This is a genomic window from Streptomyces blastmyceticus, from assembly GCF_039521185.1.
Taxonomy (GTDB): domain Bacteria; phylum Actinomycetota; class Actinomycetes; order Streptomycetales; family Streptomycetaceae; genus Streptomyces; species Streptomyces blastmyceticus.
In genome coordinates, this window is sequence record NZ_BAAABW010000026.1 from 904442 (window position 1) to 919448 (window position 15007).

The window sequence follows — 15007 nt, forward strand, 5'->3', positions numbered from 1 at the left end:
GACCAGCGCACCCGCCGCGCACCCCTGCCCCCTGCCGGAATTCGGAGACGCCACGTGAACGACAGGAAGTTGGAAGTCTGCATCATCGGCGCGGGCCCCCGTGGCCTCTCGGTGCTCGAACGGCTCTGTGCCAACGCGCGCCGACAGGTGGCCGGCCTCGCCGTCGTGGTGCACGTCGTGGACCCCAGCCGCCCCGGCGCGGGCCGCGTGTGGCGCACAGACCAGTCGCACCACCTGCTGATGAACACGGTCGCGTCGCAGATCACGCTGTTCACGGACGCGAGCGTGGACATGGCGGGCGCGCTCGCGCCGGGCCCCAGCCTCTACGCGTGGGCACGCGACCTCGTGGGCACGGACCCGCGCTACGACGACCAAGTGCGGGCCGAGGCCAGGGACCTGTCCCCCGACTCGTATCCCACGCGCGCCTTCTACGGCCACTACTTGGAGTGGGTCTTCCAGCGCGTGGTGGGCACCGCGCCCCCCGGGTTCCGCGTCGCCGTCCACCCCCTGCGCGCCGTTCGACTGCACGACGAGGACGACGGCCGGCAGTGCGTCACGCTGGCGAACGGCACCCGCATCGACGGCCTCGACGCAGTGGTCATGGCGCAGGGACACCTCCCGGTGGTCGAGGACGAGGACGAGCGGCGGCTGTCGGAGTTCGCCCGGCGACATGCGCTGCGCTACGTGCGTCCCGCCAACCCCGCGGACACGGACCTCTCCGGAGTGGCACCCGCCGAGGCCGTCGCCCTGCGCGGCCTCGGCCTCAACTTCTTCGACCACATGGCCCTGTTCACCGCCGGGCGCGGCGGCTCCTTCGAACGCCGCGGGAGCGCCCTCGTCTACTGCCCGTCAGGTCAGGAGCCGACCTTGTACGCGGGCTCCCGACGCGGCGTCCCCTACCACTCCCGCGGCCGCAACCAGAAGGGCGCCCACGGCTTCCACCGCCCCTGGCTGCTCACCCCCCGGAAGGTCACGGAGTTGCGGCGTGCCGCGGACCGCCGCGGCTTGGACTTCTCCCGCGAGCTGTGGCCGCTCGTCGCCAAGGAGGTCGAGACCGTCTACTACTCGTCCCTGCTCACGAGGCGCGCGTCTGCCGGCGAAGCGCGCCGCTTCCGGGAGCGCTCGCTCCCCCTGGCCTGGGGGTCGGCCGCGGAAGCCGCGGCGTTGGAGGAGTTCGGGATCGGACCGCGGGAGCGCTGGGACTGGGATCGCCTCGCGCGCCCCTACGGTGACCATTCCTTCCGCCACGCCGACGACTGGCGCGCGTGGCTGCTCGACGCCTTGCGCCGGGACGTGGCGGAGTCCGCGGCGGGCAACGTCGAGGGGCCGCTGAAGGCCGCCCTGGACGCCCTGCGCGACCTGCGCAACGTGATCCGGCTGCTCGTCGACCACGGCGGGCTCACCGGCCGCTCCCACCGCGAGGACCTGGAGCGCTGGTACACGCCTCTGAACGCCTTCCTCTCGATCGGCCCGCCGCCCAGCCGGACGGAGGAGATGATCGCCCTCATCGAGGCCGGCGTCCTGCACGTCCTGGGGCCGGACATGCGGGTGCTCATGGACGAGCGGGCCGGTGCCTTCGCCGTCGACTCGCCCGCCGCCCCCGGCTCACGGACCGTGGTGAAGACCCTGGTCGAGGCGCGGCTCCCGGAACCCGACCTGCGACGCACCGCGGACCCCCTCCTCCGCCATCTGGTCGCGACGGGCCAGTGCCGCCCCTACGCGATCCCCGACCCCGACCGGGGCGACCACGAGACCGGCGGACTCACCGTCACCGAACGCCCCTACCGGCTCGTCGCCGCGGACGGTCGGCCACACCCGCGCCGCTTCGCCTACGGGGTCCCGACCGAGTCCGTGCACTGGGTGACCGCCGCGGGCATCCGCCCCGGCGTGAACTCCGTGACCCTCGGCGACTCCGACGCGATCGCCCTGGCGGTGCTCCACCTCGCGACACCCACCCCGTTCCCCACGGCCCCGGCCGTACGAACCGCGCGAACCCCGCTCAGGGAGGTCTCATGACGACAGTGACGACAAAGCGGTGGACCACACCTGTCGGGGTCGAGGTCACCCGCCGGTCGGAACCCCTGGACCCGGGCCGGGCCGACGCGGAACTGGCCCTGCTGGAGGGCGCGCTGGACACCCGGCGGGGCCTGCTGCTGTCCGGGCGCTGCGAGCAACCCGGCCGCTACCGCCCGTACGACCTCGGCCACGTCGACCCACCCGTCGAGGTGAGCGCCGTCGGCGACCAGCTGCGGGTGCGGCCGCTCAACGAGCGCGGACGCGTGCTGCTGCCCGCCGTCGCCGACGCGCTGGCGGCCCACGGGCCGCAGTGGGAGTCCGACGCCCTCCTGGTCCTGGGCATCGGCGACGGACCGGCTCCGGCCACAGGGGACGGACGCGCCCCGGTCACGGAGGAGGAGCGGACCCGGCGTCCGTCCGTGCTGAACGCGGTGCGTGACCTCGTCACCGCCTTCGCCGGCCCGCACGACGCCCTGTGGGGGCTCTACGGGGCCTTCGGATACGACCTCGTCCTACGGTTCGACCCCGTGCCCCTGCACCAGATCCGGGACCCGCGTGACCGCACCATGGTGTTGCACCTCCCCGACACGATCCTGGCGGTCGACCGGCAGCGCGGCAGCGCCGTGCGGCACGCCTACGAGTTCACGTACGCGGGCCGCTCCACCACCGGTCTCGCGCGCAACACCCCCGACGCCCCGTACGGACCGCCGGCCGAGCCACTCGTCCACCGCGACCACGCGCCCGGCGAGTACGCCCAGTTGGTGCGCCGCGCCCAGCGGTACTTCCACGACGGCGAGATGTTCGAAGCCGTTCCCGGGCAGAGCTTCCACCGCCCCTGTCCCTCGGCACCCTCCGAGGTCTTCCGTGCGCTGCGGACGCGCAACCCGGCGCCGTACGGCCTGCTGATGAACCTCGCGGAGGGGGAACACCTGGTCGGCGCGTCGCCCGAGATGTTCGTCCGGGTGGATCCGGCAGCCGCGACCGTGGAGTCCTGTCCGATCAGCGGCACGATCGCGCGCGGCCGAAACCCCCTGGAGGACGCCGGGAGGATCCGCGCGCTGCTCGACTCCCGCAAGGAGGAGTCGGAGCTCACGATGTGCACCGACGTCGACCGCAACGACAAGGCACGTGTCTGTGTGCCGGGCACCGTGGAGGTCCTGGCCCGCCGCCAGATCGAGACGTACGCCACGCTCATTCACACAGTCGACCACGTACGAGGCCGGCTGCGCCCCGACCGCGACGCCCTGGACGCCTTCCTCACACACATGTGGGCCGTCACCGTCACCGGCGCGCCCAAGCGCGCCGCCATGGCCTTCATCGAGGAGCACGAACGCAGTCCCCGCCGCTGGTACGGCGGAGCGGTCGGCCGCGTCGGTTTCGACGGCGGTCTGGAGACCGCCCTCACCCTGCGCACGATCCAGATCCGCGACGGAGTGGCCACCGTGCGCGCGGGTGCCACGCTGCTCCACGAATCCGACCCGCGGGCGGAGGAGGACGAGACCGTCCTCAAGGCGTTCGCCCTGCTCGACGCGGTGGAGAACACCGTGGTGGGCAGCTCCCCGGTCCGCCGGGCGCGGCCGGCGCGAGCCCGCACCGCAGGAGTTGGGCCGTCCTGCCGCGTGCTCCTCGTCGACCACCAGGACTCGTTCGTCCACACGCTCGCCGACTACTTCCGACAGACCGGGGCGGAGGTCGTCACCTACCGCGCGGGCTTCCCGCCGGACCTGCTCGGCCACATCGCACCCGACATGCTCGTGCTGTCACCGGGCCCGGGGCGCCCCCGGGACTTCGGCATGTCGGGCCTGATCGACGCGGCGCTCGACCGCCGACTGCCGGTCTTCGGCGTCTGCCTCGGCCTCCAGGGTCTGGTGGAACACTTCGGAGGAACCCTGCGCACGCTTCCACTGCCCGTGCACGGCAAGCCCTCGGCCGTCGACGTGGTGGACGGCGGTGGCGTCCTCTTCGCGGGCCTGCCCACCCGCATCCGGGCGGGCCGTTACCACTCCCTGTGCGCCGACCCCACCACACTGCCCGAGGTGCTCCAGGTGACAGCCCGCACCCAGGACGGCACCGTGATGGGCATCGAACACCGCGAACTCCCGGTCGCGGCCGTCCAATTCCACCCGGAGTCGATCATGACCATGGAGGGCGGCGTCGGCCGGGCCCTGGTCGCCAACGCGGTCGCCGGACTCTCCCGGACCGCATCCCGCACCGACGTGGGGAGCCCGCGATGAACAGCGAGGAGAACCGGGAAGCGCGGCCGGGCGGAATCGTCGGGCGGACCGCCCGCGACATCCCCCGTTCCCCTTTCGCGCGCAGTGCCCGCCTCGCCTCGCTGCCGCTCGGCTTCGCCGGCCGCTCGGCACTGCGCTTCGGCAAACGTCTCCTGGGAGGGCCCGCCGATCTGCTCGCCGGGGAGGTGCAACGGCGCACCAGCATGCACCTCTTCCGGGTGCTCGGCGAACTCAAGGGCGGCGCGATGAAGTTCGGGCAGATGCTCTCGGTCTTCGAGGCGGCACTGCCCCCGGAGGTCATCGGTCCGTACCGGGCCTCCCTCACTCTGCTCCAGGAGGCCGCTCCCGGGCTGCCGCCCGCACGCGTCCACGCCGTCCTCGCCACCGAGCTGGGACACGACTGGCGCGAGCGTTTCAGCTCCTTCGACGACGCCCCGGCCGCGGCCGCCTCCATAGGCCAGGTGCACCGGGCGGTGTGGCGGGACGGCCGCCCGGTGGCAGTGAAGATCCAGTACCCCGGCGCCGGCGAGGCACTGCTGGGCGACTACACCCGGCTGGGCGGCCTCATCCGGCTGTTCTCCGTGGTGATGCCCGGACTGGACGTCGAACCGATGCTGCGCGAGCTGCGGGAGCGGGTCGCCGAGGAACTCGACTACCGCCTGGAGGCCACGGCGCAGCAGGCGTTCGCCGACGCGTACCGGGGCGACCGGGAGGTCCTGGTCCCCGACGTGGTGGCCTTCACCGAGCGGGTGCTCGTCACGGAGTGGATGGAAGGGACGCCGCTCGCCGCCGTCATCCGGGAAGGAACGCAAGCGGAGCGCGATCACGCCGGACTGATGTACGTGCGCTTCCTGTTCTCCGGCCCCGAGCGCGCCGGCAGGCTGCACGCCGATCCGCACCCGGGAAACTTCCGCGTGCTCGACGACGGCCGGCTGGGCGTCATCGACTTCGGCGCGGTCAAGCCCCTGCCGGAGGGGTTCCCCACCGCGCTCGGCACCCTGAGCCGGCTCGCCCACCAGGGCGACTGGGACGCCGCCCAGGACCTCCTGGTGGCCGAGAGGCTGCTCAGCCCCGGCGCGCCGCTCGACGATGCCGCGCTCGGCTCGCTGCTCCTGCCCATCGCGACTCCGGCGCGGGAGGAGACGTACCGATTCACCCGGGAATGGCTCCGCAAGGAGGTGGTCCAGGCAATGGACCTCCGGGAGGGCGGCCTGTTGCGCCACTTCAACCTGCCGCCGGCGTACGTCCTGGTGAACCGTGTGGTCGGTGCCGCCACGGCGGTGCTGTGTCAACTGGAATGCGACATCCCGTTCCGCGCCGAAGCCGCCCGCTGGCTCCCGGGGTTCACCGGGCCCCGGACATCACCCGGCCCCGGACCGGCCGCAGTCGAAGGCCCGGAGCCGCTCCGGCCGTGAACACGGTCCGGCGCGCGCCGGGCTTCCCGCGGCGCGATCTGCGGGCGCGCGGGCCCTTCGGCGGCACGTGGCGAAAAGAGTGCGTGGGCACGCTCCTTTCGCGCTAGCGTGCGGAGCATGAGCCTTCACGTTGTCATCGGCTTCGGGCCCACCGGCTCGGCCACCGCCCGCCTCCTGGCAGAACGGGGCTGTTCGGTTCGGGTCGTCACCAGGTCCGGCGGGCACCCCGAACCAGGCATCGAACACGTCGCGTTGGACGCGACGGATCCCACCCGGCTGACCGACGCCGCGCGGGGCGCGGCCGCGATCTACAACTGCGCCGCCCCGCCGTACCACCGCTGGACGCACGACTGGCCGCCGCTGGCCCAGTCGGTCAACAAGGCGGCGGAAGCCACCGGAGCCGTGCTGGTCCTGCTGGGCAACCTCTACGGCTACGGCCCGGTCAACGGCAGGATGACCGAGGACCTGCCGCTCACGGCGACCGGCCCCAAGGGGCGCGTCCGGGCCGCCATCTGGAAGCAGGCCCTGGAACTGCACGAGCAAGGCCGTGTCAGGGCCGTCGAAGTGCGCGCTTCCGACTTCTTCGGCCCCGGCGTGACCGACGGCGGCCATCTCGCCGCCCGGGCCGTGCCGCAACTCCTGCACGGCAAGCCGGTCACCGTACTGGGCAACCCCGACACCCCGCACAGCTGGAGCTACGTCCCCGACATCGCCGGGGCCCTCGTCGAGGTCGCCGGACACGAACGTGCCTGGGGGCGGGCCTGGCACGTCCCGACGGCGCCCCCGCTCTCCGTCCGGGAGATGCTCGCCGAACTCGCCGGCCAGGCACAGGTGAAGCAGGTGCCGGTGCGCAGGATGCCCCCGGCCGTGCTGCGCGCTCTGTCTCTCTTCTCCCCCCTGCTGCGAGAACTGGCTGAAGTCCGCTACCAGTTCGACCGCCCGTTCGTGATGGACTCGACCGCCTACTGCACGGAATTCATCGCGAGTGCCACGCCCGTGGACGAGCAGTTCAAGACGACAACGCAATGGTGGCGTGAACGGCTGGACACCACCAGTTGACAGTCATGGTGCCGCACCGCGGCACGGAAGAGGGGGGCATGATGGGTTCGGCTACGGGTGAACGCAATGACATCGCGATCGTGGGGATGGCCTGCCGGTTTCCGGGAGCCCGGAATGTGAACGAGTACTGGCGCCTGCTGACCGACCCGCGACCACAGTTCGACACCGTGCCCGGCACGAGGTGGCGCAAGGAGTCCTTCGTCAGGTCCGATCTCCGTGACACGAGCTCGACGTACACGGACAAGATGGCCCTGCTGGAGGACGTCGACCAGTTCGACGCGAAGCACTACAAGATCCCGCCGAGGCGTGCCAGGGCGATGGATCCGCAGCACCGGCTGCTGATCGACCTCGCCCGCGAGGCGATCCAGGACGCGGGATGGGAGGTCGGCGGGTTCGACGCCGAGGAAACCGCGGTGATCATGTCCCTCAGCGACAGTGGATACCGCGACATCAGTGCACTGCACATCCGGCTCAGGCAGCTCGCCGGCGGTGAGTTCGGCTCATCGGCCGCCGGGGTGCCGTGGCAGGAGGCCGCCCGTGCGGTCGACGGGCTGCACGGCACCTCCGCGGCCGGGCTGCTGCTGAACATGGGTCCCAACACGGTCAGTTCCGTGTTCGGCCTGCACGGCGAGAGCTACGCGTTGGACGCGGCCTGCTCCGGGGGGATGATGGCCGTGGCCAACGCCGTGTTCGCCCTGCGCGCGGGGCGGTGCCGGATCGCCCTCGCCGGTGGAGCACAACTGCTGTTCACCCCCGACCTGCTGGTGGGCCTGTGCCGGATCGGCGCCATCTCGCCCAGCGGGAGGTGCCTGCCGTTCGGCGCGGAGGCGGACGGTTTCGTCCTCGCCGAGGGGGGCGGGGTCCTGGTCCTGCGTCCATTGGCCGACGCGCGGGCTGCGGGCGACCGTGTGTACGCGGTCATCCGCGGGGTGGGAACGGCCAACGACGGGACGACCCAGGGGGGCATGTACCCCGAGGCCCGCGGCCAGCTCCGAGCCCTGCGCCGGGCGTACAGCGACGCCGACCTCACGCCGAACGCGGTGGGCTACCTGGAGGCGCACGGCACCGGGACCACTGTCGGCGACCGCATCGAGGTCAGCGCGCTGCGCGAGCTCCGCGGCGAGGGGTGCGCACCCGCCTACCTCGGCGCGGTGAAGGCGATCGTCGGCCACTCGCTCGGCGCGGCGGGAATCGCCGGGCTCGTCAAGGCGACGTTGGCCGTGCAGAAGGGGAAGGTGCCACCACAGCCGTCGTTCGAGGTGGCCGACCACCTCGGGCTCGAAGCGGCGGGACTGACGATCCCGAAGGCGCCTGCCGACTGGGGGGAAACCGGACAGCCGCGCCGGGCGGGGGTGAGCGCGTTCGGGTTCGGTGGTACGGATATCCACATCGTGCTGGAGGGAGCCGTGGAGGCGCGGACGCGGCGGGCGCCGGCACCCGGCCCCCACCTCCTGGTGCTCAGCGCCCGCGACCGGGCAGCGCTGGCCCGCTACGCCCGGGACCTCGCGCACACCATCGTCACCGACGGTCTGCCGCTGGACGCGGTGGCCAGCACCCTGGCCCACCGGGCACCACTCCCCGAGGGTCTCGCCGTGGTGGCGGACGCCCCGGTCGACGCCTTCGGCAAACTGACCGCCGCCGCGGCGGCCATCGAGGCCCGCCGGACCGGTGACCTGGGGACCGGCCTGGTGGCCGGTGCGGTGCCCCCGGACGAGCCGCGGACGACAGAGGTCACCATGCTGGGTCCGCTGGCCGCCGAGGAGCGCGCGGCCGTGTTGACCGACCTCGCGCGGAACGTGGTGACCGGGAGCGGACCACGCCCGCTCGTGGAGCGGACGCCTCTCTGCACTCTCCCCCCGAGCCCGCTCAGCCCGGGCCGCCACTGGGTCGTGGACGAAAAGAAGCGGAAGGTGACGGCAGCAGGAGCGCCCGCGACGGCCCCGGCACTGCCGGTGCCAAACGCTGCGGAGCGGGCGACGGAGGCGCGGCCCGACGACACCTCGTCCGTCGCCGCGATCGTGCTGGAAGAGGTGTCGCGCACCAGCGTCTTCCCGGTCTCCGACCTGACCGCGTCGATGGCTCTGGGGCACGACCTCGGGTTCGACTCCCTGATGTTGCACGAACTGCAGGCCGGCATCCGCAAGCGGATCGTGGACTTCCCGGACGAGGGCATGTTGTCCCCCGACCTCACCGTCCAGCGACTGATCGCCATGGCCGACGGCCGGCTCGCCGGAGCCGTCCTCGTCCCCAGTGCGCTCCCGCACGGGGAACCGGGGCCGCAGTGGTCGGTGGAGACGGCCCGGGTCGACGACTTCCCCGAGGTTGAGGAGTTCGAACGGCGACTGCGCTCGGTCGGTGACACCAATGTGCCCAACCCGTACTTCCGTGTCCATCAGGGAAACATCCGCCGCACCACGACCATAGAGGATCGTGAGTACCTCTCGTTCAGCGGTTACAACTACCTGGGGCTGTCCGGGCATCCGACGGTCAGGGACGCCGTGTGCGAGGCGGTGGAGCGGTACGGAACCTCGGTCTCCGCGAGTCGGCCGCTGGCCGGGGAACGGGAGTTGACCCTGCGGCTCGAACGTACCCTGGCCGACCTGCTCGGCGTCGAGGACTGTCTCGTGCTGGTCAGCGGGCACGCCACGAACGTCACCGCCATAGGGCACGTGGTGGGGGCGCAGGACCTGGTCGTGCACGACGAGCTCGCACACGACAGCATCCTGCAGGGCTGCGCGCTGTCCGGGGCGGCGCGACGCCCGTTCGCGCACAACGAACTCGACCAGCTCGAACACATCCTGAGCAGGAACCGGTCGCGTTTCAGGCGCGTACTGATCGCCGTCGAGGGCGCCTACAGCATGGACGGTGACCTGGTGGACCTGCCCGGTGTGGTCGAGCTGAAGAAGCGCTACGGGACGCTGCTGCTGATCGACGAAGCGCACAGCATCGGCACCGTGGGGCAACACGGGCGCGGAGTCGGCGAGTTCTTCGGCGTCGACCGCGGTGATGTCGACCTGTGGATGGGGACCCTGTCCAAGGCCCTGGCGAGTTGCGGCGGTTACCTGGGCGGCTCGGCCCGGATGGTGAGGTGGCTCAGGCACACGCTGCCGGGCTTCGTCTACAGCGTCGGCCTGACCCCGGCGAACGCGGCCGCCGCACTGGCCGCCACCGAGTTGATCTCCGCGGAACCTCACCGAATAGGCACATTGCAGCGGAACGCGAAGCAGTTCCTCGACCTGGCCCTCGCGGCGGGCCTCCCCACGGGGTCCAGCAGGGAGACCCCGATCGTCCCATGCATCATCGGTGACTCCGACAGGACGCTGAGGGTCGCGGACAGGCTGTTCCGGCGAGGTGTGGTGGCGGATCCCATCTTCCACCCCGCCGTCGAGGAGAACCTGGCCAGGCTCCGGTTCTTCGTCACCAGCGAACACACCGAGCAGGACATCCAGCGGACCGTGTCGATCCTGTCCGAGGAGCTGGAACCGAGCCGGTCCTGAATCCCCACGGGCGTCAGGCGCGGCGCGCGAGGCACTTCAGAACAGCGTGCGCTCGACCCGGCAGATCACCACTTCCTCCTCGGACGAGGCCGCACCGGACCGTTCTTCGGTGCGGCCTATCCGCTGGGACAGCAGATAGGCGATGACCTCCGCCTCCTGTTCCTGGATGTCGTCGTAGGTCGCGCGCATGAGCATGTCGCGCACGAGGGTCGGCGAAAGGTTGGGGAAGAGGACCCGGGCGCTCACCTCGTCCAGCTGGCCCGAACCGCGATGACAACAGATGATGTGGCCCAGTTCATGCAAGATGATGTGCTCCTGGTGAGCGCTGGACGTGTTGGCGTCGTAGAAGATGAGGTCCTCGACGCGGGCGCTGACCCACATGCCGCACGGGAGGGTCGCCTGCATCTGCATCGGAACCAGGGTGATGGGGCGGTCGCGTACAGCGCTGAGGTGGGAGCACAGGCTCGTCACGTCGGCCAGGGCGGGCAGTTCGAGCTCGGCAATCCGCCGGGCGCCGGCCTTGCGGAGCCTCCTCAGCTGGTTGCGCCGGGTGTGGCCGGCCGGGAGTCCTTTCACCGCGTCCCTCACTCCGGGTCGGCGACGGGAGGGAGGCCCTGCATCTGGCGATACTGATCCATGATGACCGTGATGGCCTGGAGGTTCTCCTCCTTCATGCCGGCCGCGCGCATGGCGACAGCGCGGACGCCCACCTGGCGCATCGCCTCGATGGTGGCGATCTCCGCGAGCACGGATTCGGCCAGCTTCTCGTCGAAGAAGTAGGCCACGGACACGCCGAAGAACCCGGCCAACGCGGCGAGCAGATCCCCGGAGGGGTTGGTGCGCTTTCCGGTGCGCAGCTGGGAGAGGTAGACGCCGCCGACCCGGAGATCGGGGTTGGTGCGCTTCAGCTCAGCGGCCACTTCGGCGTTGGTCCAGTGTTTGCCTTGAGGGCGGACCGCTTTGAAGAGGTTGTCCAGCCGCACTGCCAGGGTCGACCGATCCCCTGCCTCGTTTGAGTCGGGCATCGCGAACCACCTCCCGCCGACTTCTCATTACTTAGCTCGTGGCTATCTCAAGTGTCGCAGACTAACTACTAGTTGACAATCGGGCGGGCCTCCGCCACGGTGGTACCGCGAATAGCTGTCAGCTAACTTCGCCAGTGGCCAACAGGGGAGGCCATTGATGAACTGACAGTCGCGCCGTCGCGGCCGACGTCCGCGATCGGCGTGGCCCTGTCGAGCCGGAAGCCGCACAACGGCCCGGTTCCGGCAGGGCCGGCCCGACGGCGCGGTCACGCCAGTGCCCCGGACGGCAACGGATCCGGGAGAGTTCCCCATCGCAGTCATTCCCCAAGTGCTCCACCCAGGGCGGGAGTCGGAGATTGACTCATGGGACGGACCCGCGTGGACCTAGGGGGAGCAGTGACGGGGGGAACGGTGGCAGCGGAGACGGAAGAGAAGCCCTCGGGCGAGCTGGACCAGGACACCTTGGAAAGGCTGGTGCGCGGAGCACAGCGCGGCGACGCGCTGGCCATGGACGAACTGCTCGGCGTGCTCACCCCGTACATCGGTCGCATCTGCGGCCCCGTGGCCCTGCAGGACGGCGCGGACGCCACCCAGGAAGCGCTCATCCAGGTCTTCCGCAACATCCGCCAGCTCAAGACCCCCTCGGCTCTGTTCGGATGGGCCCGTACCGTCGCGGTGCGCGAGGCCGTGAGGTATGCGAAGCAGCGCCGACGGGTCGTGGTGTCGGAGCTGGACGACGAACCGGCACCCGACGACCTGGAACTCGCGTCCGACGTCGACGACGCATTGCGAAGGCTCTCGCCCGAGCATCAGGCGGTACTGACTCTCCGTCACATCGAGGGACTGAGCGAGAAGGAGGTCTCCGAGATACTCGCCGTCCCCATCGGTACCGTGCGCTCCAGACTGTTCCGGGCCCGGCACTTGTTCCGCAACGCATGGCAGTGACCGGCGGCTCACCGGCACCGCAGGGAGGTCCGGCGGCCGACCCGGTCGATCATCCGGAGGCCGCGGAGCCGTCCGAGCGGGCGCAGCAGGCCCTGTGCGGGTGCCAGACCGCTCTGCCGCAGCCCGCCCAGCACCGCGAAACGCGTTCCACAGCCCTCCGGCACACCGGCCATCCCGCCGACCACATACCGGCTCTGCATCAGGCACCAACCCGGCTGGAGCAGCACGTCGAACCAGGCGCGGTGCCCGAGCGGCCCGTAGGCCCAGGCGTGCTTGCGGTCACCTGCTCCGGGCGAGACGTGGAAGGCGCGCACCGTCGGGATCAGATGGGGCAGTTCGCCCTGCAGGTCACTCGCCACCGCCCAGACCTCCGCGAAGGGGGCTTCGACGTATGCTTCCGCGTACATCACGGCGTTGAGCCCCGCAGCCATGACACGCAGCCGTCGTACGGGGTCCAGGCCGGTCATCGTCTTCTCAGTGGTCATCGCTTCCACGCTTTCCGGAAGTTCTTGCGGGCCCGGTGCAGTCGTGACTTGACCGTGCCCTGGGAGATGTTGAGGAGGATGCTCGCCGATCGCTCGTCCAGGCCTTCGAGCTCGCGGAGGACCAGGACGGCTCGGTGCTCGGGGGGCAGGCGGCGCAACACGTCTCGCACGTCGGCCTCCAGTTCCGTGCTCCATGTGCCGGGCAGGTCGCGGAAGTCGCTCACCGGGGTCTCCCGCGAGGTCCGCTTCGCCACCCGCATGGCCTCACGCACCGTGATGGTACGCACCCACGCGTACAGGGATTCCGGCTCCTTGAGCCGTGGCAGGCCCTGGAAGACGGCGATGAGGGACTCCTGCACCGCGTCCGCGGTGTGGGACAGGGCGATGGGGCGGCACAGCCGACTCACATAGGGTGTCAGCAGGTCCAACAGGTCGTTGAGGGCCAGCGCGTCGTCGCACTGCGCGGCCCGTACGAGCCCGGCCGCCCTGGCCCAGGGGTCCGTCGTCGGCACCCGCCCGGGCCCGGCCGCTTCGGGCGGCCCCGGTTCGGGTCGCGCGGCATCCGCGTCGACTGTGGTCATATGTCGTGTCTCCTTGTGTCTCCTGATGGCCGGTGCACGGTGTGTTCTCCGCCCGGGCCGCGCGGCGCGGACGGAGAAACGGTCTCCGTCTTCAGAGAGGGCGTCGACGACCTCGACACTCCCGCGAACACGCGGGAGTGGACCGCACGGCCGTCAGAATTCCGGATTCGCCAGGGATTACATCACTGCCCCCTCAGCTCTAACCACGTGAGCCGACAGGACCACTGAACACCGGACACGAGGAGCAAAGGCATGTGGCTGACGCAGTTGCTGGAGCGCAACCGCCAGTGTTTCGGCACACGGGTGGCGCTCGCCGACACCCGGCGGTCGACGACCTGGGAGGAACTGGCCCGGCGCGTCGAGATCCTGGCCGCCCGCCTCGGCTCGCGCGGGGTGCAGCACGGAGACCGGGTGGCGGTCCTGTCGACAGAGAGGACCGAGGTACTGGAGACGTACTTCGCACTCGGGCGCCTCGGCGCGCTGTTCGTCCCGTTGGACCCGGCGCTGGTCCCGGGGGAGGTCAACGAGATCACCGGCCACGCGAAGGTCGTGGGCGTCATCGGTGAACGCGACCTGCTCCAGCGCATAGCCCACTGCCCGGACGCCGGCACTTGGACGCTCGCCTTCGAGGACGGGCTCTTCGCCATCGCCGACGGCACCGGGCCGACGGCTGCCCACGAACCCGACGTGCGCTCCGACGATCCGGTGGCGATCCTCTACACATCCGCCACGAGCGGCCACCCCAAAGGCGTGGTCGTGGACCACCGGTCGGTCAAGGACATCGCGCTCGGCTGGCTGGCCACGGTGGCCACACCGACCGACTCCGTGCTGGTCACATGCTGTCCGCTGTCCCACGGCACCGTCGTGCTGGCCCTGTCCCACTTGGCCGCCGGCGCCACGCTGGTCATCCCGGGACCCTGCCCCGAGGACATCGTGACGGCCGTGCGGCAGCACCACGCCACTCACCTGTGGCTGGTGCCCGAGACCCTGCGGGCGGTCCTGGCGCACCTTGCCGCACACCCCGGCGCGTCCCTGCCGGAGACACTGACGGAGGTCATCTACGGGGCCGCGCCCATGCCCGTCGAGTTGTACGCGGAAGCGGCCCGGATCATCGGCTGTGGATTCCGCCAGGTGTACGGCCTGACCGAAGCGGGCGGACCGTTCGTCACCCTCGGCCCGGACGAACACCCCGATCCGCACGGTGACCTGCCCGACGTCCTGCCTGCCGGCCGGGTGATACCCGGTATGTCGGTGCGCGTCGTCGGTGAGGACGGACGACCGCTCCCCGCCGGGCACACCGGCGAGATCCTCGTCCGCGGAGACGGCCGGATGCGGGGCTACTGGCGCGACACCGCCGCGACCGTCGCAGCGACGACCGCCGGCTGGCTACGGACGGGAGACCTCGGCCACCTCGACGCGGACGGCCGGCTGTACCTGGTGGACCGGCTCACCGACCTGATCATCCGGAAGGGGCGCAACATCTACCCCGCCGAGATCGAGCACGCGTTGCGCAAGCACCCAGCGGTCGTCGACGCGGCCGTCGTTCCCCTGACCGACAAGGACGAGGGAGAGGTCCCGCGGGCGCTGGTCGTCCTACGGCCGGGCGCGGACACCACGCACGCCGACCTCCTGGCGCACCTCGCCAGCACCGTGGCCGCGTACAAGGTCCCCAAGGACATCCACGTCATCGGGGAACTGCCGCGAAACGCGACGGGCAAGGTGCAGAAACGCCTGCTCACGGCCTGATCCG

General features: G+C 71.1%; 11 protein-coding genes. 7 read left to right on the forward strand and 4 right to left on the reverse strand.

The window, feature by feature from the left end:
- The first annotated feature begins 54 nt into the window (after positions 1-54).
- From ABD269_RS26390 to ABD269_RS26410, 5 genes are all read left to right on the forward strand, one after another.
- Complete coding sequence (locus tag ABD269_RS26390) at positions 55-2016, forward strand: FAD/NAD(P)-binding protein (RefSeq protein ID WP_344121682.1); 1962 nt, start codon at positions 55-57, stop codon at positions 2014-2016.
- The gene (locus ABD269_RS26395) at positions 2013-4250 is read left to right on the forward strand and encodes an anthranilate synthase component I (protein WP_344121684.1); all 2238 of its coding nucleotides are present in this window, start codon (positions 2013-2015) and stop codon (positions 4248-4250) included. The genes ABD269_RS26390 and ABD269_RS26395 overlap by 4 nt, the downstream gene beginning before the upstream one ends.
- Positions 4247-5665, forward strand: coding sequence for an ABC1 kinase family protein (locus ABD269_RS26400; protein ID WP_344121686.1), 1419 nt, complete (start codon positions 4247-4249; stop codon positions 5663-5665). Before ABD269_RS26395 ends, ABD269_RS26400 begins: the two co-directional genes overlap by 4 nt.
- Before the next feature lie 117 nt (positions 5666-5782).
- On the forward strand, positions 5783-6724 hold the full coding sequence (locus ABD269_RS26405; protein ID WP_344121688.1) for an NAD-dependent epimerase/dehydratase family protein: 942 nt from the start codon (positions 5783-5785) through the stop codon (positions 6722-6724).
- A gap of 38 nt (positions 6725-6762) precedes the next feature.
- Positions 6763-10221, forward strand: coding sequence for an aminotransferase class I/II-fold pyridoxal phosphate-dependent enzyme (locus tag ABD269_RS26410; protein WP_344121690.1), 3459 nt, complete (start codon positions 6763-6765; stop codon positions 10219-10221).
- Between the two features lie 36 nt (positions 10222-10257).
- Here ABD269_RS26410 and ABD269_RS26415 read toward each other — a convergent pair whose 3' ends face one another.
- Positions 10258-10809, reverse strand: a complete 552-nt coding sequence (locus ABD269_RS26415) for a toxin (protein ID WP_425572975.1) — start codon at positions 10807-10809, stop codon at positions 10258-10260.
- Positions 10806-11246 carry a helix-turn-helix domain-containing protein gene (locus tag ABD269_RS26420; protein WP_344121694.1) on the reverse strand — a complete coding sequence of 147 codons (441 nt, stop codon included), beginning with the start codon at positions 11244-11246 and terminating at the stop codon, positions 10806-10808. Before ABD269_RS26420 ends, ABD269_RS26415 begins: the two co-directional genes overlap by 4 nt.
- A gap of 411 nt (positions 11247-11657) precedes the next feature.
- Here ABD269_RS26420 and ABD269_RS26425 point away from each other — a divergent pair, with 411 nt between their 5' ends.
- Positions 11658-12191, forward strand: a complete 534-nt coding sequence (locus ABD269_RS26425) for an RNA polymerase sigma factor (RefSeq protein ID WP_344121696.1) — start codon at positions 11658-11660, stop codon at positions 12189-12191.
- Positions 12192-12199: 8 nt separating this feature from the next.
- Here the strand turns inward: ABD269_RS26425 and ABD269_RS26430 are convergent, their stop codons facing one another.
- Complete coding sequence (locus tag ABD269_RS26430; RefSeq protein ID WP_344121697.1) at positions 12200-12676, reverse strand: hypothetical protein; 477 nt, start codon at positions 12674-12676, stop codon at positions 12200-12202.
- Complete coding sequence (locus ABD269_RS26435) at positions 12673-13257, reverse strand: RNA polymerase sigma factor (protein WP_344121699.1); 585 nt, start codon at positions 13255-13257, stop codon at positions 12673-12675. Before ABD269_RS26435 ends, ABD269_RS26430 begins: the two co-directional genes overlap by 4 nt.
- 252 nt (positions 13258-13509) lie before the next feature.
- On the opposite strand from ABD269_RS26435, the gene ABD269_RS26440 reads away from it, so the two are divergent.
- The gene (locus tag ABD269_RS26440; RefSeq protein ID WP_344121702.1) at positions 13510-15003 is read left to right on the forward strand and encodes a class I adenylate-forming enzyme family protein; all 1494 of its coding nucleotides are present in this window, start codon (positions 13510-13512) and stop codon (positions 15001-15003) included.
- Positions 15004-15007: the final 4 nt, after the last annotated feature.

What these genes read in the sequence shown, in the direction of transcription:
- ABD269_RS26430 (WP_344121697.1), bottom strand. Translation starts at nt 12,676, where the DNA reads ATGACCACTGAGAAGACGATGACCGGCCTGGACCCCGTACGACGGCTG.
- ABD269_RS26400 (WP_344121686.1), top strand. Translation starts at nt 4,247, where the DNA reads ATGAACAGCGAGGAGAACCGGGAAGCGCGGCCGGGCGGAATCGTCGGG.
- ABD269_RS26395 (WP_344121684.1), top strand. Translation starts at nt 2,013, where the DNA reads ATGACGACAGTGACGACAAAGCGGTGGACCACACCTGTCGGGGTCGAG.
- ABD269_RS26405 (WP_344121688.1), top strand. Translation starts at nt 5,783, where the DNA reads ATGAGCCTTCACGTTGTCATCGGCTTCGGGCCCACCGGCTCGGCCACC.
- ABD269_RS26440 (WP_344121702.1), top strand. Translation starts at nt 13,510, where the DNA reads ATGTGGCTGACGCAGTTGCTGGAGCGCAACCGCCAGTGTTTCGGCACA.
- ABD269_RS26410 (WP_344121690.1), top strand. Translation starts at nt 6,763, where the DNA reads ATGATGGGTTCGGCTACGGGTGAACGCAATGACATCGCGATCGTGGGG.
- ABD269_RS26435 (WP_344121699.1), bottom strand. Translation starts at nt 13,257, where the DNA reads ATGACCACAGTCGACGCGGATGCCGCGCGACCCGAACCGGGGCCGCCC.
- ABD269_RS26420 (WP_344121694.1), bottom strand. Translation starts at nt 11,246, where the DNA reads ATGCCCGACTCAAACGAGGCAGGGGATCGGTCGACCCTGGCAGTGCGG.